The organism is Mesorhizobium xinjiangense, assembly GCF_009749525.1.
Classification (GTDB): domain Bacteria; phylum Pseudomonadota; class Alphaproteobacteria; order Rhizobiales; family Rhizobiaceae; genus Mangrovimarina; species Mangrovimarina xinjiangensis.
Genome location: NZ_WOAC01000032.1, coordinates 24,656 through 44,053, shown reverse-complemented (window position 1 = coordinate 44,053; position 19,398 = coordinate 24,656). Strand labels below are relative to the sequence as shown.

Genomic DNA, 19,398 nt, shown 5'->3' with positions numbered 1-19,398 from the left:
TGGGCGTCCGTCAGTACGAATCGTTCCATCCGAAGCTTGAATCATGTTCAAGCCGCGGGTGGAATCCTGAATCTCAACAGGCCTTAGGGGGCCATATAGGGAAAATTTCAGCAAGGCCTTTCCGAGCCTCACGAAATCCGCTTCGTCGGTATAGTATCGATCGAGAGTACCCAGTGCCCGTTTGACAACGTGTAGTACAGCTTCGAGCCCAAAAACGCGAACAAGGATGAACTGGGCCAGAGCTGGAGAGCGGACGACTAGGTCCCCTGTCTCAAGTCGGACCAACGTTCCAAGTTCATTCTCTACCAATGTTTCTCTAAGCTCTTCAAGTATACCAGAGTAATTTACGAGATCTGCAATATCTAAGAATCTACATAAGTGTTCGAAATCAGCATAACTTAGAAGAGCGCTGAAGGCAATTACTTCTCGCGATGAATTGTCTATACCCTGAAGATTTAGAAGGAGTTCTTCCACTCGCTTGTGAAGCGAACCGGTCTGATAAAGAGTTAGGACTACATCGCGAAGCTGACCGCCGCACTTTTTCTCTACGAGGTTTAGTTTCTCAGACTCTGTCAAGTCGGACTGGGTACCCCAGAGGCCATTCTCATTCAAATAGCGCACTATCCTGTGGTTTTCGTCCTTTAGGGGCATGTTCAGATCGATCTCGATCGGCGTAGCGTTTCCCAGACGTGCGCGAACCCTGTCGTGCGCAGTATCTACGACTATTGACCGTACAGTGGCGAGTACAGTGATATCTTTGCGCTGCATGGCGACAATTGCGGAGGGAAGCTTCGGAAAGCGCATTACGTCGTCAAATACCACCAATGCGGGACTATCCAGCGCCTGAAGATAACTCAGAACATCTCCTGTGTTCTCTGGCTCACGCCGAACCTTGAATATCCGATGATTCTTCTGGGAAAAATGATATGCGAGCTGGTATGCGAAGACAGTCTTACCGTTGCCTATATCACCGTGGACAAGAATCGGTCGCTCTCCAGAGGAGTTTTGAATCGCCCTAGTATATGAGTTTAGACTACGAGTGATCGTGTATCCGCCAGGCTCGCCTGAAATGTCGGCATTGGACAATTTGTCAAGGTCGATATCGCCCGAGATCATGAGATTCTCGATGTCCCGGGATGCCACAGATGCCTTAAGCGCCGGAGAAAACTCCAGTTCCTGAAGGGACATCGGCAATGCAGTGTACTCCCGAGCCGGAGCCCCGGTTCTCTTCGATCCCAAGCACGTTGCGAATGCTGCCATACCGATAGGATGCGCAGAACCGTACTTGCTCATGCGAGTGATGACAGGCTTTCTTGTGGACGGGCTGGTAACGAAATGTACCTTGCTGAGAACTTCTCTTGGCAGTGAGCCAAGGAGTCGTCGAATATCAATATCATTCAACGAGAAACCAACGAAGACGACGCTACTTGCAGTTAGGACATCGTCGTGAAACCGTCGCATCCATGGCGACTTGATAAACGGGGAATTGTCCCTCTGACTTTCCGTTAGCAGAAAGTGCTTCCTAAACTCATCGGCCGCTGCTCGGGTGATGTTTCCATAGATGTGAATGAGCTGGGTCGTGTCAGGCATTGGCGGGAAGACGGGATCCGTAACCTCTCTAGTTGTGATCGGTTTCTTTTCCTCAAAGCAGATATTCTCGACTACATCGTCGTAATTCGAGGTGTATATTCTATACCATGGCTGACAGACAATAACCCTTTGATCTTCTGTTGGTGTTTTTGAGCGGAAATTCGCGTGCAGGGCAGCAGTTAACTTCTCAACTCCGCTCTTGCCATGGAATTGTTGATATTCTTCGGCAGCCGTCTCAAGATCGTAACATTCAATGGACGTTTCTCCGATTTCCTCCAGTAGAAATTTAACAAGACCTTGGACGTCCTTTATCTTATCATCGTTTATGTTCGTTGCTTCTGCAGAGAAGCCAGCTCCAAGAAAGAGGATTGCCGTGCCTGCTTCAATTTGTGACGCCTCTGGTAAAGACATTTCCCCCGTCCTCCAATGTTCCTTGACTCGCGGCCCAACGCATCGTTTGCCTACATTATTAAGCAATCATCAGCATGGGCAAGAGTTGAGAAGCCCTCATCGAAGTGCCGCTATGGAGAAAACACATTGAACGTCGGCTCTGTATCGTTCGTGCCCGCCCGCCTCAGTGAGATCAACGCGAAAGCTCCGCCCCAGATAGATTTCGGACTGGCAGCGTCAAATCGCTAGATCGGATTTTCGATGATGTAGCCGAGCGAGCTGGCGCAAACGACCTCGGTGACGCTCTCACCGACGCGCACGCGTCTGCCACCCTTCAGGCCGACCTCGGGCGCATCGATCTTGCCGGCAAGACGCTGACCGAGCTTCGCCGTAAAGCCCCACGTCAGCACGTTGTCTTCGGGCGACCGCTTGACCTCATCGACGTAGTGCATCTGGATTGAGTTGCCCCAAACCTTGGTCAGGCTGACCGGCTTGCCCTTCGGCGCCGTGTTGACCATAGAAACGCCGATCAGCAGACGTTCCGGGTCAATCTCCATGAGTTCGGCAAACTGGGCGCGGCTGATCGCACCATCTTCGGTCTGTCCGCCTTTCACGGCCTTGATCAGCTTCGGATGGCGCTTCAGCGTCTCCCATACTTCCTCGCCCATGGAGACGGTGTTTGCTCGGTGGACGAGCGGCTTGCGAATGCCGGCATTGAGGACTTCGAATGGATCGGAGTTCGCGAAATCCGAGAACTTGTCGGTTGCCGTTGCGATGACGAGCCGTCTTCCTGCATCGTAATTGTCGGCATCTTGGACCAATCGAGCGGCGCGGATTTCCCGTCCGAGCTCGACCAGGTTGGTCAGTCCTTCGACAGCCGCCGCTTCGGGATCGTAGGAGGCGCGCTTTTCTTTGCGAGCGCGCGCCGCTTCATCGATATCCGTGATCGGGATCACGTCATCGAGGCCGTAGTCCCGGACCTTGCCTTCGTGCTCCACTGCGGTGAACTCCACTTCGTTCACCCGGCCGCGCCGGCCGACTTCCATTTCAGGCACGGTGAAGGCCTCGGCAATGGGGTAGCTCAACCAGCTGAAGCGCTCCGACAGCACCGGTACTTCGGGGAGCACCTGTTTATGGATCATCTCGTGGCTGCGGTTCTTGTAGCCGATGGCGATCGCCGTCAGGGTCGCATCGGTTGGAAAAGGACGATTGGCATCGGTCACTGGGTTTCCTTTCGGTCTTGTGGAAGGTGGGGAAGGCCATGCGCGCCATCGCGCACGCTAAGGATTGCGTCCGTCAAAGTGAGCTTGCGGCCCAGGGCGGTTTGATCCGCCAGATGCTCACGTGCGAGACAGATCAACTGTGAGGCTTCGCGGGCCGTCTCGGCCTCGTCCGGCTCTGTCTGAAGCGGCTCCACCCTGAGCGCTGGACGGTTGACCAGCGCGGCACCGCGCAGCGAAAGGACGCGATTGTCAGAGGTCGTTCGCATGCTGGCCGACAGGAAGCGATATGCTCGGTCTGTGATCAGCTTTGCGGCGCGCTCGGTCCATTCAATCTGCGCCCAGATCGCTCCGTCCCTGACGTCCACGTCCTCGATCCAGCCGGCAGCGGGCGCGAGCAGCCCCTTTGGCGCGGCCAGGTCCTGGCCATGCTCGTAATCAACCGGCAATGACGCTCCGTTTGCTCGGAAGGCCGCAACAATCTCAGCAGCGTCAAAGGTCCATTTTCGTCCATCGCGTGCCTCGATCTGCGGCCCCGCAGGGAGAAGATGGCCCCACATCGGAATAGACAGGTTCGGCTTCTCGGAGGTGCTCACTGGTCGCCCCCTTCGCGGCAATGACCAGTTTGGGCACTGGCATGTGCCGGCGCGCGATCGACATGCCGAATGAGAAGAGAAGTTTCCATATCAGGCCGCCTTGATCCCGAGCCTCTTCAGCCGTCGTTTGAAGTTGGCCCTGTGGCGATAAACCGTCCTGACGTGGACTCCTGCGGCCTTCGCGATTTGGTCTGCGGAATGGCCCTGCTGGATCAGCTTGATGATCTCCATGCGCTTGGCGTGCCTGGAGAATTCCACGCCCATCGGCATGATGATGCGAGCGCCGGTGTTGCCGACGGCAAAATGGTCGCAGATGGCGTCGGCAGCTTCGCGGCCGACCGCATCCACCAGCCAATGATCGTCGGGGCATTTGTGCGGAATGCTGACCGAAGTCCCGCCGTGCAGGCGCGCCAGTTTCAGCGCGGCGTTGAGGCCCGCCACTTCTTCGATCTCGCCAAGTATGTCCCTGCTGAAGTCGGAGCTGCTATTCATCATCACCGGAGAGCCGTTTTGGTCTCGGGCGAGATTAGGCATGTAGTGACGATGTCATGATCCTGACGTGGTCAGGGTAACGGGATGGAGGAGATAAGCGGGTGCGGAGGGTCGTCACTCCCTCGCGGATCCGGCCGGTGAAACCGTCCCGGGGAAACGGAAATGGCTCGCACCCAAGCGCGGTATTGCACGTTTCACGAGAGATTTGAAGCTACGGGTGGAGGGCCGCTACATCCCTCGCCAGCACAAGGTGGCCGAGCGGAGCCCGGAGGCTATGATTCACCCGCCGCTAATATCTAGTTCAGGCAGCGTCCTAGATCAACGTCCAGAAGCGCCACAGGGCGCGCGATGGCGACGTATAGTCAGCCATACGCGGAGCGGGCGAAACGCGCGTCAGCGGGCTTTGAAACCCCCTCAAATTTGATCCTGTTTGCGGCCCGCCATTGCCTTTAACGCGGGAATGACCTTTTCCGCCTTCTCGGCACTGATGAAGCGCAGCGCCGAAACGTGATGGTATTTGAACAACCAAGCATTCAGATGCGCATCGTTTACATCGTCGGGGTCATAACGACACCAGAGGTGGCGCATGTATTCAATCTGTGCCGGGCTGGCCATGCCCGCTCGATTGCCGAATGTCCGCTTGGTCCAGGTTGAACGAAATCCAAGCCGCTCGAACCGGCTCATCACATTCTCAAAGCCTAGAATATCGAGCTCGGCAGCGCTGCGAGCGCCGCCGTACTGATGCAAAATGTCTCGATAGGACTCATCGTCCAGCCCCAGTTGCTTTCTTGCGACATGGATAACGGCAATCCTCTTGGCGGGCAGGTGCCCGCTCCGGCGAGATTGTCTCGTCATGGCCCTATCCGTTGGCGGTTGCGCTTGGGTGCGCGATATCGAAGCCGAACGTCTCGTTGAACTCGCGCCCCTCCGCTTCTTCCCGCCGGGCAGACTTGAGCATTTCTGCCATTGCTGAGGCGGGATCAAGATCGATGCCCGTCGCGATGTTGATGACCTTTGCCGCGAGTTTCGGAGACGTCCCGCTCCATTCTGCAACCAGTCGCAAATCCCTGATTGCGAGCTTGTTCTCCTTTATGTCGCGGTATTGCCGGCGCAATGCCCGGTCGATGTTCTTCAGGTCATCGCATTGCTGGTCGATCAGCCGCATCATGCCGTCGCTGATTTCGCTCACATCGTCGCCAGAACGCACCGTATACGTCATCATGACGCCCAACGCCCGAAGCATGTCGGCTGTGTTCCCCAAGGCGTCGAACGTCTCGACAACGTTGAATTCTACGGCGTTGGTGTCTGGCATGTTTCGGTCTCCTAGTCTCAAGGGTTGAGCCAGCGCAACACGATACAAATGCGCAGATTGGGGTCTCGGTAAGCAAATTCAGGCATGAGCCGGGGCAAGGCGCTTGAGTGCGTCTCGGCTGTCATGAATAGTCAGCACGGCTGTCTCGATATGGTGAAGCTTGAGGACACCCGCGCCGGCGACGGCCCTCGCCTCGCCCAGCAGGCAAACGAGATCGCGCAAGCTGGACCGACTGCCGTAGGCTGCGAGGGCCGCATAGGTGGCGCGGTCAAATTCGACGTCGAATTCAATGGCAATGGAGCGGCAGTCATCGGCGTCGGGAGGATCGACGCGATAAGTGGGTCGAACGCGGTTCCACACTTGCTCCAGCGCCGCACGATCAGCCTTTCGCTCTTTTGCGAGCCGTTCTCCGTTACCACACAGGACAAGTGGAATGCGGCATTCCTCAACGATGTTGAGCAGTTCGCGCAATGCGGTCGCTTCAAGGGTCTGGTACTCGTCCACCAGAAGCGGCCGCTCATGCTGGACAAGCTGAAATGTGTCCTGGACGAATTCCGTGCGGGCGAGTTCGCGATAAACCTGATTGGCGTCGTCGCGGGCGGTCTTCCCATGGCGGCGTAGCCCGTAGGCTTCTAGCAGCATGAGATACATGCCGGCCGTGTCCTTGTGCTGGGCTTTGACCAGGCAATAGACAGCACCCAACTCGCGCTCGAAATGCCTTAACGCCGTAGTCTTTCCCATGCCGGGACAACTGATCACGCGCGAAGGATATTGCCATGCCATCGCGCGGTCGATCGCAGTGTGGATGATCCTGACGGCGGAGATTTCAACGAAATTGGTGTTCATGATGCCGCCCTCTTGAGGTTGGCTGCAACCTGTTCCCGAAGCTTCTGGATTTCCCGGCGTTCCTCACGCAGTGCCTGTTCCGGTGACTGTGGCTTGCCTTCCGGCACGATGACGTTGGCGGTGCGTTCGCCCGTCGTCACGGAAACGACCGCGCGGGGCGCATTAGGAAGCATCGGCATCTGTTCTTCGCCGTGGGCCACGATCAGCGCGGCTGCGTCGATGGTAGGGGCCGATTTCTCAAGCCGGCGAAGGGCGGCGGCGTGCTCCTTTTTGCGGCGGGCTGAATGCCGAGCGCCGCGTGGATCGCCAAAGGAATAAACTTCCTCCGGGCTCGCAATCCCGATGAAGGCACCTTCCGGCGTATAAACGTTCACCTCGTTGTAGGCGTGGTAGATCGGCACGCGGACGACGATCGTATCGCCGAGGTAGCGGTCCAACGCAGGGCAGTTCCAGCCGCCCTTGCGCCCATCCAGTTCGAAACGGCCGCCGACCAGCCTGCGCGTGACAGGCCGGGCGAACACCGAATTGAGGTGTGCAGGCTCGGCGACCGCCGCCGACCAACCGGTGTTCACATGCTCGGCAAATGCTTCCGCAGGGCTTCGGCCGGCGAGATCACCCCTCTGCGGAATGTGCTCATATCCCTTCAGAAGCCCAAAGAACCGGGTACGGAAGGCATCGAAACCACCAAGATAGGGCGCGGGAAGCTTGCCGAGAGCCGGCCGCTTCGGGTTGACGATATCGTCGCCGCGATAGCCCTGGCACAGAGACAAGTATTGCTGCTCGAAATGGCCGAACCATGCCTCGATCGGCTTGGCCTTGGCGTTGTATGGCTGTGCGCGGACGATACGGGACTGGCGGCCGTCGCCGCCGGCAAGCGGTATGGCGAGTTGAAGCGCGTCGTCAAGGAAATCAGCAAAGTTGTACTCCTTGCCGTTGTCGAAATAGATCAACTCCGGGAGGCCGAATGCTGGATCGGCCGCCATGCCTTTGAACGTCTCGATGACGTCGATATTGCGGACGCCGCCCCTGCCATCGAAGAACACGAGATCGGTCCACACGCGGCGGGTCGCCACGTCCAGGAAAGAAATCGCCTTTGCGGTACCGAGACGGCCGCTTTCCTTCTCGACCAGCACATTGCAATGGTGAACGTCCGCAACCACCCATTCCATCGGCCGCAAACCCTTAGTCGTGCGCGTGATGTGTGGACCAGCGTCGACGCTCGCCTTGCGGTCGGTGCGGTGGCGGTGAACCTTCTTGTAGATAGCCTCCGCATCGCAAAGATGCGTCGGAACCTTGCAGGCGCGCGTCAACACGGCTTCATCGTTCGGTCGGAAACCGTGGGCTTCCGTCATTTCGCGGAGATACTTGCTCGCGAAGAAGCACAGGTTCTTGCCCTTCATGCCGGCCTTGATCAGGCCGCGTATGTGCTGGCGAAGATTCTCCGCCAGTTTGGCTTTGGTGGCGTCGTCGAAGGGGACTGCCTTGTCCCAGGCGCGGGAGACGACAACGCGCTTCTTGCCTTTGTCGGCCCGGCCGGCTCGGGCAAGTGGGCCGATACTCCCCTCGCCTTCCATGCGTGCAAGCCGGCGCTGTAAGGTACGCAGGCTGATCGGGATGCGCCGGCCATGCCAGTCCAGATGCCTGACGGCCGCGATGGCGTCGAGCGCAGCCTTACGCTCAGCCGATCCCTTCGGATGCTCCAGCGCAGGACCAAGAATATGCAGCCACCATGTCCGCTCACGCGCTGCGGGGCTGCCGGAAATGGTCAATGAGCGGCCTTCAAGCGCCGCTTGAGAGGCCTTCAAACGCTCCTGGAGATAGTCGGGAAGGCTGCATGCCTTGACGATGTAATTCTTGCCACTTCGTCCCGGCCGGCCGTGAATTACACCGACTTCTAGAGCTGCGCCGTCCCAATGGAACCGATGCCCGTCCCCGATCTGCTGGCATATCTTCCGCGCCCTGCGCTTTGACATGCCCGCCAGAGAAGCAAACTCGGTTGTAGTCAACCATGCCTTCATGTGGCAATTCCGCTTTCGCGGATCAGCTGCGCCCGAAGGGCAATAGCCTTCGGTCCATTACGTTTGCCTGTCAGCGCGAAGACAGCCGACATCCGGCAGACTTCGTGCTCCATGCACCAACGGTTGAGCGAACTGCCGGAGGCCACGAAGCCAGCGCGCACCGCAATTAGCAGGCTTGGTCCGGCGTCGAATTGTGATAGGCTGAGGTCAATAGTATTCATTCTGCATACGAGTACGCACTTTGAAGACAACGTCAACTGGCCAAACCGCCGATATGCACGTCAACGAATATCTAGACACGCTGAAACAGCTGACAGGCGTCAACAGTGACGTGCAGCTCGCCGAGAGAATTGGGGTCGCAAAGCAGACAATTTCGACATGGCGCAGAAGGGGAAACGTCCCGCTATCCGTAGAACTACGGCTGGCCGACGAACTCGGACCGGAGGCATCGTTTAGCAACGAATTCCGATATGCCCATACCAGTCGAGAGCGACAGGCTATTTTGGCAGTGTTCTTGAGCCTCTACGATGCAAACAAGGGGCGCTGCGATCCAGTCGAGAATCGGGATCGATACCTGAAATGGTCGCAAGCATTTCTGCACTGTGAGGGCGAAATCACTGATGCCATCCGCAAGATTGGCTTTGTCTCCCAGGATAGCTTTACGATGGCGGAGATGATCCGCACACTCATCGAAAGGGGCGGTCTCCCCTCAGTCGCGCATGCGTTAGACGTGTTCTTGGCTGAGTCGGATAACCCTTAGACCTATTCCTAATTCTGTTCCCTATTCCGGCACGGTTTGGAGCGCTTTGGTTCCCGGTTCCCTATTATCCGGCGTAATTTCAACGACCTATAATTAATTGTCGTTGGGCACGAATTAGGAACAAGCCACGGCAAATTGGGAACCCTGCCACAGATCGGAAACATCAATAAAAACAGTGACGTTCAACCGACGGGGGAACGGGGAACAATTATGGATCGCACTCCTGCCCAGTGCCAAATAATTTTCGGCCCCATAGCGCTTTACCGGAATTTATCGGTTGCGGAACAAGAATGGAACATATAGTGTTTGTTCTGGTTTTGTTTGCTGATGATTCTTGAGGGATGGCGATGCTGACACGCAAGCAACATGATCTGCTTCTCTTCATCCACGAACGGATGAAGGAAACCGGCATTCCACCTTCGTTCGACGAGATGAAGGAGGCACTGGACCTCGCATCGAAATCCGGCATCCACCGTTTGATCACGGCGTTGGAGGAACGCGGCTTCATTCGACGATTGCCCAACCGGGCACGGGCGCTGGAGGTTCTGCGTCTTCCCGACTCGATCGCGCCTGGACTGGGCGCGCCTAGACTGGGCAGGCCTGGACTGGGCGGGCCTGGACTGGGCGGGCCACGCAAGTTCGAGCCCAGCGTCATTGAAGGCAGTCTCGGACGCAAACCGGCTTCGCCGCCTGGCCGGACCGCCAGCAATGACGAAGCGGCTGCTGCCCTGTCCATTCCAGTGATGGGCCGCATCGCCGCCGGTGTGCCGATCGACGCCATCCAGCATCAGACGCACTCCGTCTCGGTGCCGCCCGACATGATCTCGGGTGGTGAGCACTATGCGCTCGAGGTCAAAGGCGATTCGATGATCGAGGCCGGCATCTTCGATGGCGACACGGTCATCATACGAGACGCCCAGACGGCCAATCCAGGCGACATCGTCGTGGCGCTGGTCGACGAGGAGGAAGCGACGTTGAAGCGCTTCCGCCGCAAGGGCGCCTCTATTGCGCTGGAAGCGGCTAATCCGGCCTACGAGACGCGCATATTCGGGCCTGACCGGGTAAAGGTGCAGGGCCGGCTCGTCGGGTTGATCCGGCGGTATTGACGGCTGTTCCGCGGCGTCCGGCGGACTCTCTTGCAAGACGGTAGCGGCCGTCTGCCTGCGGTTTAGCTAGCTCACGTTTCGGAATCGCAGGTGGATGAGCGGATACGGTCGCCCCTGGTCGTCAACAGCAGATCGTCCGGTGCGCTCAAAACCGATGCGTTCATAGAATCCGAGAGCCTGCGTGTTCTGTTCGTTCACGTCAGTCGTCAATCTCGGATGCAAGGAAAGCGCGGAATGGACAAGGGCTTTGCCGACGCCCTGTCCGTGCTGATTGGGGTCGACAAACAAGGCCTCCAAATGCCCGCCATGCAAGTACATGAATCCGACAGGCCGATCTGACGGATCGACTGCCAGCATCATTTCGATCTTCGGAATGAAAACGGAAAGCTCCTTTTCGATCGCCACGCGATCTCCCGGGGCGAGAAAATGGTGGGTTGCATCGACGGCCTTGCGCCAAATTTCCATGACGCGGACGACATCTTGGGCGGTGGAAGGACGAAACTCAATCATTCGGCAACTCCTACTGCATCGGTCCGAGAACAGGAATCGATTTTCGCGGCGCGTGGATTTCAAAATGCCGGGCGCCGCAAAAGGCTCCGAGGCGATGCAATCCGCTTGGCCCGTGTCACGACAATCATTGCTTATCACGCCGCCAGGGCGCCAACCCCCGCGCCTCGCGTGAATATTGCCGATGCCCATGCCAGGGGCGATAGGGCTCGGCAATGGAGAAGCGGACCCGCGGTTTGTCCCCTTCTCCCAACCGGATTTCGGCGCTGCCGCGGCGCGCCAGGTCGCGCTTGGTCAGGATGAGGACCCCGCCTCCGCACGGATTCGCAACCGTCGCATCGTCGATGACGAGCACGCTCGCCATGGCGCAGGCACGCCGCCCTGCCGCGCCGTCTTCGGCCCAGGCGACCACCGCGCCGCTCTCGTGGCGCAACAGGCAGAGCGTGTCGTCGCAGACAAAGCCTTGCGGTCCGCCGAGGCCGGCCGGGGCGACCATGTCGGCATGTTCCGGCTTCTTCAGGCTGGTTGCCATCGCGGCGTCCATCCAGATGCCGGTGACGAACCCGTTCGGCCGTGTCCGGTTGACGGCGAGCCGTCCGTCTTCGAGCCGGACAGCCACCAGGCGGGCATCCTCCGAAATCAGGACGGCGGGCCGCTCGCCGGTCAAAAGCAGCACCATGCCGGCCGCGGCGACCGGCAGCGCCGACAGGCGCAGCCGTGTCGCGGGCAAGGTGAGCAGCACCAGCGCCGCGGTGAGCGTGAGAACCGACGCTCCGGAAATGGCGCCGACGGCATCGAGCGGCGAGCGCGCCGCCAGCCATTGGGCGATGCCGATGACGATCGCGATCCCCCGTCCCATGACATCGAGCGCCGGCCCCTCCAGCCCGAACGGAATCAGGAGGCCCGCCACCACGGCTGACGGCATGACGACGGCCGACACGATCGGCATCGCGGCGAGATTGGCCAACAGGCCGAGCGGGGCCAGACGGTGAAAATGCCACACGCCATAAAGTGCGGTGGCGGCACCGGCGACGAGCGACGTCGCCGCAATGCCGGCGCCATAGAAGACGATGCCGCGCGCCAGCCGCGAGGGCAGCGATCGTTCGGTGGGGGCGCCTTGAGCCCAGCGCCGCGCCGAACGCTCCGACCACCAGCCATAAAAGGCGATCAGAGCCGCGGTCGCGGCAAACGACATCTGGAAGCTCGGCCCGACCACCTCATGGGGCGCAATGGCGATGACGATGATGGCGGCGATTGCCAGATTGCGCATGGTCAGCGCGGCACGGTCGAAGAGGAGCGCGACCAGCATGACCGCGATCATGATGAAGCTGCGCTGCGCCGCCACCGCCGCGCCCGAAATGAGAAGATAACACGCAGCGGCCGCGAGACCGGCGATCGCGGCATATTTGCGCACGGGATGGCGCGAGGCGAATCCCGGCGCAAATGCGAACGCGGCACGCAGGCCGAAGATCACCGTGCCGGCGACGAGCGCCATATGAAGACCGGAGATCGACAAGACATGGGCAAGCCCCGTCTTGCGCAGCGCTTCATTGACCTCTTCGGGAATGCCGCCGCGCGTACCGGCGACCAGTGCCGCGGCGATCTCGCCTTCCGCCCCTCCGATCCGCCCGCTGACGCGGTCGGCCAACGTCTGTCGCATGGTCGCGATCCGCGCCGCCAGGCGTTCCATGCGTCCTGTCGTTGCATCCTCCATGTCGACAAGACGCACATCCCCCATGACGAAGCCGGTCGCCCCGCGCCCGTCCATGTAGCTTTCAAATGAGAAGTCATAACCGTCGGGCCGTGCCGGTCCCGAAGGCGGAAACAGCCGAACCACGGCACTGACCACCGCGCCCGGCGCTGCCGCCTCGGGCACGGTGCGCGTCGTCACCCTGATGCGGTCCGGCGCGTAGCGCAGATGGGGTCGCTCGGTGGCCAGAATGTCGAGTGTGAGCCGGATGCGCCCGTCTGGACGTCGTTCGGTTGCGATGATCCGACCCGTGACGACGCTCGAGACCGTTGCCCCGAGCATGGGCGTGTCGGCCCGCCAGGCCTCGAGCTTGGCGGCCGTTGCGCCGAGAAAGACGACGAGACAGCCGGCGCTCAATAGCCGCGGGACGGTCCGGCGACGGCCGGCGAGAAGGACCAGGGCCGATGCGAAGGCGACCGGCAACAGGACAATCCATGCCGGCTCGATCGGCAGCGCCAGGTAGATGCCCGCCCCCAGCGCCAACAGGACGGGAATAAAGAGAAAGAGGGTACCGCGCTCGCCCTCCTCGCGCATGGCGGCCGCGAGAACCGGTCGAATACGCGCCAGCCACGACGGTGACGCCGACACCGCAATCGAGGCCTGCAACCCCGACGGAGATCGCGCGCCCGGCGTTGTCTCGAAGTCAACGTCGGCCTCGCCGCCGTTGCGCTCGCTGAAGCGCATCATCCCCCGCTCATCGGGGTTTTCGCGCCCGGCATTGTCCATGGGCAATGTGTCCCCGCCCCGATCGTCGTCCCCGAAATGCTTGCGCCGCAACGATCCTATGATACATGAGCGCAACACAAATGCACCTCGGCGAACGCCGGCCCACGTCCGGGCGCCGCCAAAATTCCTGGATTGACCATGAGCAAACCCGTCGTAACCCGTTTTGCGCCCTCACCGACCGGCTATCTGCATATCGGCGGCGCGCGCACGGCGCTGTTCAACTGGCTCTATGCCCGCCATACGGGCGGCAAGATGCTGCTCAGGATCGAGGACACGGACCGCGAGCGCTCCACCGAGGCCGCGACGGCAGCCATCCTCGACGGCCTGTCCTGGCTGGGCCTCGACTGGGACGGCGAGCCCGTGTCGCAATTTGCGCGCGCCGAGCGCCACCGTGCCGTGGCGGAGGAGCTCGTGGCCAAGGGCCAGGCCTACTATTGCTACGCTTCGCAGGCGGAACTGGAGGAGATGCGCGAAAAGGCGCGCGCCGAAGGCCGTCCCCCGCGCTATGACGGACGCTGGCGCGACCGTGCCCCCTCGGAAGCCCCTGCCGGCATCAAGCCGGTCGTGCGCGTCAAGGCGCCGCGCGAGGGCGAGACGGTGGTGCATGACAAGGTCCAGGGCGAGGTGCGCTTTCCCAACAAGGATCTCGACGATTTCATCATCCTGCGTTCCGACGGCGGCCCGACCTACATGCATGCCGTCGTCGTCGACGACCACGACATGGGCGTCACCCACATCATCCGCGGCGACGATCATCTGACCAATGCCGCGCGCCAGACAATCATCTATCAGGCGATGGGCTGGGAGGTGCCGGTCATGGCCCATATCCCGCTCATTCACGGCCCGGACGGCGCCAAGCTGTCCAAGCGGCACGGCGCGCTGGGCGTGGAGGCCTACCGCGCCATGGGCTACCTGCCCGAAGCGCTGCGCAACTATCTGGCCAGGCTCGGCTGGAGCCATGGCGACGACGAGATCATGTCGACCGCCGACATGATCGGCTGGTTCGAGATCGAAGACATCAACAAGGGTGCGGCCCGCTTCGACTTCCAGAAGCTGGAGGCGGTCAACGGCGTTCACATGCGCCAGACGGCCGACAAGGACCTGGTCGACATCCTTCTCGCGTCGCTTCCCTACCTGGAAGGCGGAGCGGAACTGGCCGAACGCCTGGACGAGGACAAGAAGGCGATGCTTCTCGCGGCCATGCCTGGCTTGAAGGAACGCGCGAAGACTCTCGTCGAACTGATTGGCAGTGCGGGTTATCTGTTTGCCGAACGTCCGCTTGCGCTCGATGAAAAGGCGCAGAAGATTCTCAGCGACGACGCACGTACCGTTCTCGGCGGGGCGTTGGGCGCCCTCGAAGCGATCAGTGAACCGTGGACCGCAGAGAGCACCGAAGCGGCCGTTCGTGCCTATGTCGGCGAAACGGACCTCAAGCTCGGCGCGGTTGCGCAACCCTTGCGCGCGGCATTGACCGGGCGCGCGACCTCGCCCGGCGTCTTCGACGTGCTGGGCGTTCTCGGACGCGACGAATCATTGGGCCGGATCCGCGACCAGGCACGATAAACGGCAGGCCTCGGCCAGTGGCGTTGCCTCCTCGCTGCCATTCAATCGTTTCAGCAGTCCAGTGGGCGGTCTGCCGGGTTCAGGCACATAGACGTCGATGGCGGGATCAGGGTTTTGCGATGCAACATAACCATTGGACCAACTTGGCACGGGGTACGAAATCGGCTAGCTAAGGCGCACATTTCTCTTGTCCGCAGGCGCCGCCTCCGGACTTGCCCCCCTGCCCGTCCGGAGAGATCGAAGAAGGAGATACCGATGACCGATTCAACTGCAAAGCTGGTGTATGGCGGGCAGGAGCTGGAATTGAGCGTGCGCGAAGGCTCGGTGGGCCCGCAGGTGATCGATATCGCGTCGCTTTATGGCAAGACCGGCGCCTTCACCTATGATCCGGGCTTCACCTCCACGGCGAGCTGCGAATCCAAGATCACCTATATCGACGGCGACAAGGGTGTTCTTCTGCATCGCGGCTATCCGATCGAGCAGCTCGCCGAGCATGGCGATTTCCTCGAGGTTTGCTATCTGCTGCTGTACGGTGACCTTCCGACCAAGACGCAGAAGGACGATTTCGACCATCGCGTGACGCATCACACGATGCTGCACGAGCAGATGTCGCGCTTCTTCACCGGCTTCCGCCGCGACGCCCATCCCATGGCGGTGATGTGCGGCGTCGTCGGTGCACTGTCGGCCTTCTATCACGATTCAACCGACATTTCCGATCCGCACCAGCGCATGGTCGCCTCGATCCGCATGATCGCCAAGATGCCGACGATCGCGGCCATGGCCTACAAGTACCATATCGGACAGCCCTTCGTTTATCCGCGCAACGATCTGGGCTATGCGGCCGACTTCCTGAACATGTGTTTTTCGGTTCCGTGCGAGGAATACAACGTCAATCCGGTGCTGGCGCGCGCCATGGAACGCATCTTCATCCTGCACGCCGATCACGAGCAGAACGCATCCACTTCGACCGTGCGGCTTGCCGGCTCGTCGGGCGCCAACCCCTTTGCATGCATCGCCGCCGGCATCGCCTGCCTGTGGGGCCCTGCCCATGGCGGCGCCAACGAAGCAGCCCTCAACATGCTGGCCGAAATCGGCTCAGTCGACCGGATCCCCGAATTCATCGACCGCGCCAAGGACAAGAATGATCCATTCCGTCTCATGGGCTTCGGTCACCGGGTCTACAAGAACTACGATCCGCGCGCCAAGATCATGCAGAAGACGACGCATGAGGTGCTGGGCGAGCTCGGCATCAAGGACGATCCGCTGCTCGACGTGGCAATGGAACTCGAGAAGATCGCTCTTACCGACGAATATTTCATCGAGAAGAAACTCTACCCCAATATCGACTTCTATTCGGGAATCACGCTGAAGGCGCTCGGTTTCCCGACCACGATGTTCACCGTCCTGTTCGCACTCGCCCGCACGGTCGGCTGGATCGCCCAGTGGAAGGAGATGGTCGAAGACCCGCATCAGAAGATCGGCCGTCCGCGTCAGCTCTACACCGGCGCGACCACGCGCGACTATGTGCCGATCGCCAAGCGCTGAACCGGCATCCGGCAAGCATTTCGCGGCGTCTTTCGGGGCGCCGCTTTCTTTTTGTCCGGACGTCTCGGATATGGCCTATCCGACAGCAGGGCGCGCGTGGCTCAAGCGTCGAGATGCGACAGGACGGCTTCAGCGGCAATCACGCCGGATGGACGGTCGGTCTCCATCGTCGAACGCACGACATCGAAACCTTCCAGTTGCGCCGCACGCATGTGGCTGTCCCGGGCAAGCTGCTCGATATGACGGGCGATCATCTCCGGCCGCACGAACTGGTCGAAGAATTCCGGCACAACCGGGCGGTCGGCGATAAGATTCGGCAATGCGGCCGACCAGACGGTGATCATCCGGTAGAGCAGCCGCCCGAGGAAATCGGCCTTGTAGCACAGCACCGTCGGCACCCGCGCCAGGGCCAATTCGAGCGAGACCGTACCCGAGGCCGCCAGGGCGACATCGGCCGCGCCGAAGGCGGCATATTTCTCCGCCACGCCCGTGACGATTTCGGGCCGGATGCTCCAATCGGCCGTCGCCTCTTCGACCAGTCCACGCACATGCTCGACCGTCGGCAGGACAAGCCGCACCGTATACCCGCGCCGTTCGAGCGCCGCCACGCTCTGGCGGAACGGATCGATCAGCGCGCGCACCTCGCTGCGCCGCGATCCCGGCAGGAGGAGAAGCGTCAAAGGATCACCCGCTGTGCGCGGCAGCCTGTTGCGCTGGCGTTGTGATGCCGCGGTCAGTTCCGCCCGGCCGGCCAACCTGTGGCCGACATAGGTTCCCGGCGGCCCATCGAGCCGTTTCAACGCCTCGGCCTCGAAAGGCAGGATGCACAGCACCCGGTCGACATAGGCCGCCATCTTGCGCGCGCGTTCCGGCCGCCAGGCCCAGACGCTGGGACAGACATAATGGATCACCGGCAAGTCCGGACAGGCCGCCTTCACCTTGCGCGCCACACGCAGGCTGAAATCGGGGCTGTCGATGGTGATCAGGCAATCGGGCCTGGCGCGCGCAATCGCGGCGGCGGTGGACGATATGCGGCGCATGAGCTGCGGCAGCCGCGCGACGATCTGTGTCACGCCCATCAGCGCGATCTCGCCGGGATCGAACAGGCTGTCAAGGCCATGAGCCGCCAGATGTGCACCGCCGACACCGATCAGTTCCACCGGTCGGCCGGTCGCCTCGATGAGGCCATCGACGAGGTCGGCGCCGAGCAGGTCGCCCGATTCCTCCCCGGCCACGATGGCGACGCGCAATGGAGTGCCGCCGGCCATCACATGCGCTCCTGAGAGAAACCGACCACGAACAGGCCCAGCGCATCCGCCCGCTCGATCAGCGCCTTGTGCTGCAGAACGAGCGAGCGCCCTGCCTCGACAGCGATCCCCGCCAGCCCGGCGGCATGCACCGCGTCGGCGCTTTGCGGACCGATCGCCGGGAGGTCGGCCCGCAATTCCTGGCCGGGCTTGGCGCATTTGACCAGGACGCCGCGGCGATGCGCCTTGATGCGCCCATTGGAGCGCAGTTCGCGTACCCGTTCAAGCAAGCCGTCGGTGCCTTCCACCCCCTCGAGCGCCACCACCCTGCCGCCGATCGCGACCGCCGCCTGGCCGATATCGAGAGCACCGATGGCGCGCGCGGCCTTGATGCCGGCTTCGATGTTGCGTTCGTCCGCCGCTGTCGGACGGACCTTGCCCATAGCACCTTCGGTCGCCAAAAGGTCGGGCGCGATTTCGTGTGCGCCGACCACTTTGATGCCTCTTTCCTCGATCAGTCCGACCAGTGCGCGCAAAAGGCCGTCATCACCCTTGCGCAGGCCCGCAACGACCCGTGGCAGGAGACGCAGGAGCCCCAGGCTCCAGGGCACGGCGCCGAGCGACGGACGTCGCGCAATACCGCCGGCCAGCACCACATGGGTGGCGCCAAATCCGCGCAGCACCTTCACCAGATCGGCAAATTGCTCGATCCTGATCGAGCCCATGTCGCAGCCCGGGAAATCGTCTGGATCAACCCCCTCGCCTTCGACGACGACGACGGCGGGCCGTTGTCCGGCGGCGACCAGGCTCGACGCGACCTCGACCGGAAGAAAACCGCTTCCGGCAATGATCGCTATGCGGCTGCCGGGCGCCGCAATGCGCGTGATCTCGTCACTAGACGGCTTCGTCGCCTTCATCGGCATCGCCCTTCAACGGCGGAACGATAAAGTAGCGCTTGCCGCCCTGCTTCATGAAGCCAACGATCTCGCCGACCAGCGGCGTGTCGGCAAAGTCGCGCGCGGCAATTTCCAGGTTCTCCTTGAGCGGACGTTGGGGATCGAAAATGACGCGGTAGGCCTCCCGCATGCGCATAATGTCGGCTCGCGCCATGCCCTGGCGGCGCATGCCGACGACGTTGAAGCCGCGCAGCTTGGCCCTGTTGCCGGCAGCCATGCCGTACGGAATCACATCGCCAACGACGGCGGAGCATCCGCCGAGAAAGGCGCGGTCGCCGACGCGCACGTTCTGGTGCACGGCGGTCAGACCGCCAATATAGACGAAATCGCCGATCTGGCAGTGCCCGCCCAATGTGGCCCCGTTGGCAAACACGGCGTTGCGCCCGACCACGCAATCATGCGCCACGTGGGAATAGGCGAGGAAAAAGCCGTCGTCGCCGATCACGGTGCGGCCGGTGCTGGCATCGGATCCGCAATGCATGGTCACGCATTCGCGGATGATGCAGTTCTCACCGATCTCCAGCGCGGTCTTTGCGCCCTTGTGCTTGGCATCCTGAGCCGGTCGGCCGAGAGCGGCCTGCGGATGGATGACCGCACCCTTGCCGATCGTCGTCTTGCCCGTCACCGAGACATGGCCGACAAGCTCGCAATTGTCACCCACGACGACGTCTGGACCAACATGGCAGAACGGCCCGATCCGCACACCCGTACCCAATTGCGCGCCGGGCTCGACAACGGCGGACGGGTGGATCGTGGTTTCATTCCCAGTCATTG

At 61.1% G+C, this 19,398-nt stretch carries 18 protein-coding genes; 4 read left to right on the top strand and 14 right to left on the bottom strand.

Annotation, left to right across the window (positions count from 1 at the left end; genetic code table 11):
• The 9 genes from GM909_RS23710 to GM909_RS23670 all read right to left on the bottom strand — a co-directional run.
• A partial coding sequence (locus tag GM909_RS23710) for an SIR2 family protein (protein ID WP_157019852.1) occupies window positions 1-2,001 on the bottom strand: 2,001 nt, incomplete at its 3' end.
• 224 nt (window positions 2,002-2,225) lie between these two features.
• Window positions 2,226-3,203 (bottom strand): capsid protein, encoded by a 978-nt coding sequence (locus GM909_RS23705; protein ID WP_157019850.1) that lies wholly within the window; start codon window positions 3,201-3,203, stop codon window positions 2,226-2,228.
• Window positions 3,200-3,796, bottom strand: a complete 597-nt coding sequence (locus tag GM909_RS23700; protein WP_157019848.1) for a phage protease — start codon at window positions 3,794-3,796, stop codon at window positions 3,200-3,202. The genes GM909_RS23705 and GM909_RS23700 overlap by 4 nt, the downstream gene beginning before the upstream one ends.
• A gap of 90 nt (window positions 3,797-3,886) precedes the next feature.
• Complete coding sequence (locus tag GM909_RS23695) at window positions 3,887-4,291, bottom strand: helix-turn-helix domain-containing protein (protein WP_198174380.1); 405 nt, start codon at window positions 4,289-4,291, stop codon at window positions 3,887-3,889.
• A 411-nt stretch (window positions 4,292-4,702) separates the two neighbouring features.
• Window positions 4,703-5,143, bottom strand: coding sequence for a regulatory protein GemA (locus GM909_RS23690; RefSeq protein WP_157019846.1), 441 nt, complete (start codon window positions 5,141-5,143; stop codon window positions 4,703-4,705).
• Window positions 5,144-5,147: 4 nt separating this feature from the next.
• On the bottom strand, window positions 5,148-5,648 hold the full coding sequence (locus GM909_RS23685; RefSeq protein WP_198174379.1) for a hypothetical protein: 501 nt from the start codon (window positions 5,646-5,648) through the stop codon (window positions 5,148-5,150).
• A gap of 30 nt (window positions 5,649-5,678) precedes the next feature.
• Entirely contained in the window at window positions 5,679-6,446 is a 768-nt protein-coding gene (locus tag GM909_RS23680; RefSeq protein ID WP_157019840.1) for an ATP-binding protein, read from the bottom strand.
• Window positions 6,443-8,464: a hypothetical protein gene (locus tag GM909_RS23675; protein WP_157019837.1), complete on the bottom strand. Its 2,022-nt coding sequence runs from the start codon at window positions 8,462-8,464 to the stop codon at window positions 6,443-6,445. Before GM909_RS23675 ends, GM909_RS23680 begins: the two co-directional genes overlap by 4 nt.
• Window positions 8,461-8,685, bottom strand: coding sequence for a hypothetical protein (locus GM909_RS23670; protein ID WP_157019834.1), 225 nt, complete (start codon window positions 8,683-8,685; stop codon window positions 8,461-8,463). The genes GM909_RS23675 and GM909_RS23670 overlap by 4 nt, the downstream gene beginning before the upstream one ends.
• Window positions 8,686-8,705: 20 nt before the next feature.
• On the opposite strand from GM909_RS23670, the gene GM909_RS23665 reads away from it, so the two are divergent.
• Together GM909_RS23665 and lexA are read left to right on the top strand one after the other, a co-directional pair.
• Complete coding sequence (locus tag GM909_RS23665; protein WP_157019831.1) at window positions 8,706-9,224, top strand: helix-turn-helix domain-containing protein; 519 nt, start codon at window positions 8,706-8,708, stop codon at window positions 9,222-9,224.
• Between the two features lie 347 nt (window positions 9,225-9,571).
• A complete protein-coding gene (gene lexA, locus GM909_RS23660; protein ID WP_157019828.1) occupies window positions 9,572-10,330 on the top strand; it encodes a transcriptional repressor LexA in 759 nt (252 codons plus the stop codon).
• Between the two features lie 66 nt (window positions 10,331-10,396).
• Here the strand turns inward: lexA and GM909_RS23655 are convergent, their stop codons facing one another.
• Both GM909_RS23655 and GM909_RS23650 read right to left on the bottom strand, forming a co-directional pair.
• Window positions 10,397-10,840 carry an acetyltransferase gene (locus tag GM909_RS23655; RefSeq protein WP_157019825.1) on the bottom strand — a complete coding sequence of 148 codons (444 nt, stop codon included), beginning with the start codon at window positions 10,838-10,840 and terminating at the stop codon, window positions 10,397-10,399.
• Window positions 10,841-10,964: 124 nt separating this feature from the next.
• On the bottom strand, window positions 10,965-13,313 hold the full coding sequence (locus GM909_RS23650) for a ComEC/Rec2 family competence protein (protein WP_157019822.1): 2,349 nt from the start codon (window positions 13,311-13,313) through the stop codon (window positions 10,965-10,967).
• Window positions 13,314-13,451: 138 nt separating this feature from the next.
• Here GM909_RS23650 and gltX point away from each other — a divergent pair, with 138 nt between their 5' ends.
• On the top strand, window positions 13,452-14,876 hold the full coding sequence (gltX, locus tag GM909_RS23645; RefSeq protein ID WP_157019819.1) for a glutamate--tRNA ligase: 1,425 nt from the start codon (window positions 13,452-13,454) through the stop codon (window positions 14,874-14,876).
• A 255-nt stretch (window positions 14,877-15,131) separates the two neighbouring features.
• On the top strand, window positions 15,132-16,421 hold the full coding sequence (gene gltA / locus GM909_RS23640) for a citrate synthase (RefSeq protein ID WP_157019816.1): 1,290 nt from the start codon (window positions 15,132-15,134) through the stop codon (window positions 16,419-16,421).
• Window positions 16,422-16,522: 101 nt separating this feature from the next.
• On the opposite strand, the gene lpxB is transcribed toward gltA, so the two are convergent.
• The 3 genes from lpxB to lpxA are packed head-to-tail and all read right to left on the bottom strand — an operon-like array spanning window position 16,523 to window position 19,396.
• A complete protein-coding gene (lpxB, locus tag GM909_RS23635) occupies window positions 16,523-17,689 on the bottom strand; it encodes a lipid-A-disaccharide synthase (protein ID WP_157019813.1) in 1,167 nt (388 codons plus the stop codon).
• Window positions 17,689-18,585 carry an LpxI family protein gene (locus tag GM909_RS23630; RefSeq protein ID WP_235912045.1) on the bottom strand — a complete coding sequence of 299 codons (897 nt, stop codon included), beginning with the start codon at window positions 18,583-18,585 and terminating at the stop codon, window positions 17,689-17,691. Before GM909_RS23630 ends, lpxB begins: the two co-directional genes overlap by 1 nt.
• Window positions 18,563-19,396 (bottom strand): acyl-ACP--UDP-N-acetylglucosamine O-acyltransferase, encoded by an 834-nt coding sequence (lpxA, locus tag GM909_RS23625; RefSeq protein WP_157019807.1) that lies wholly within the window; start codon window positions 19,394-19,396, stop codon window positions 18,563-18,565. The genes GM909_RS23630 and lpxA overlap by 23 nt, the downstream gene beginning before the upstream one ends.
• Between the last annotated feature and the right edge of the window lie 2 nt (window positions 19,397-19,398).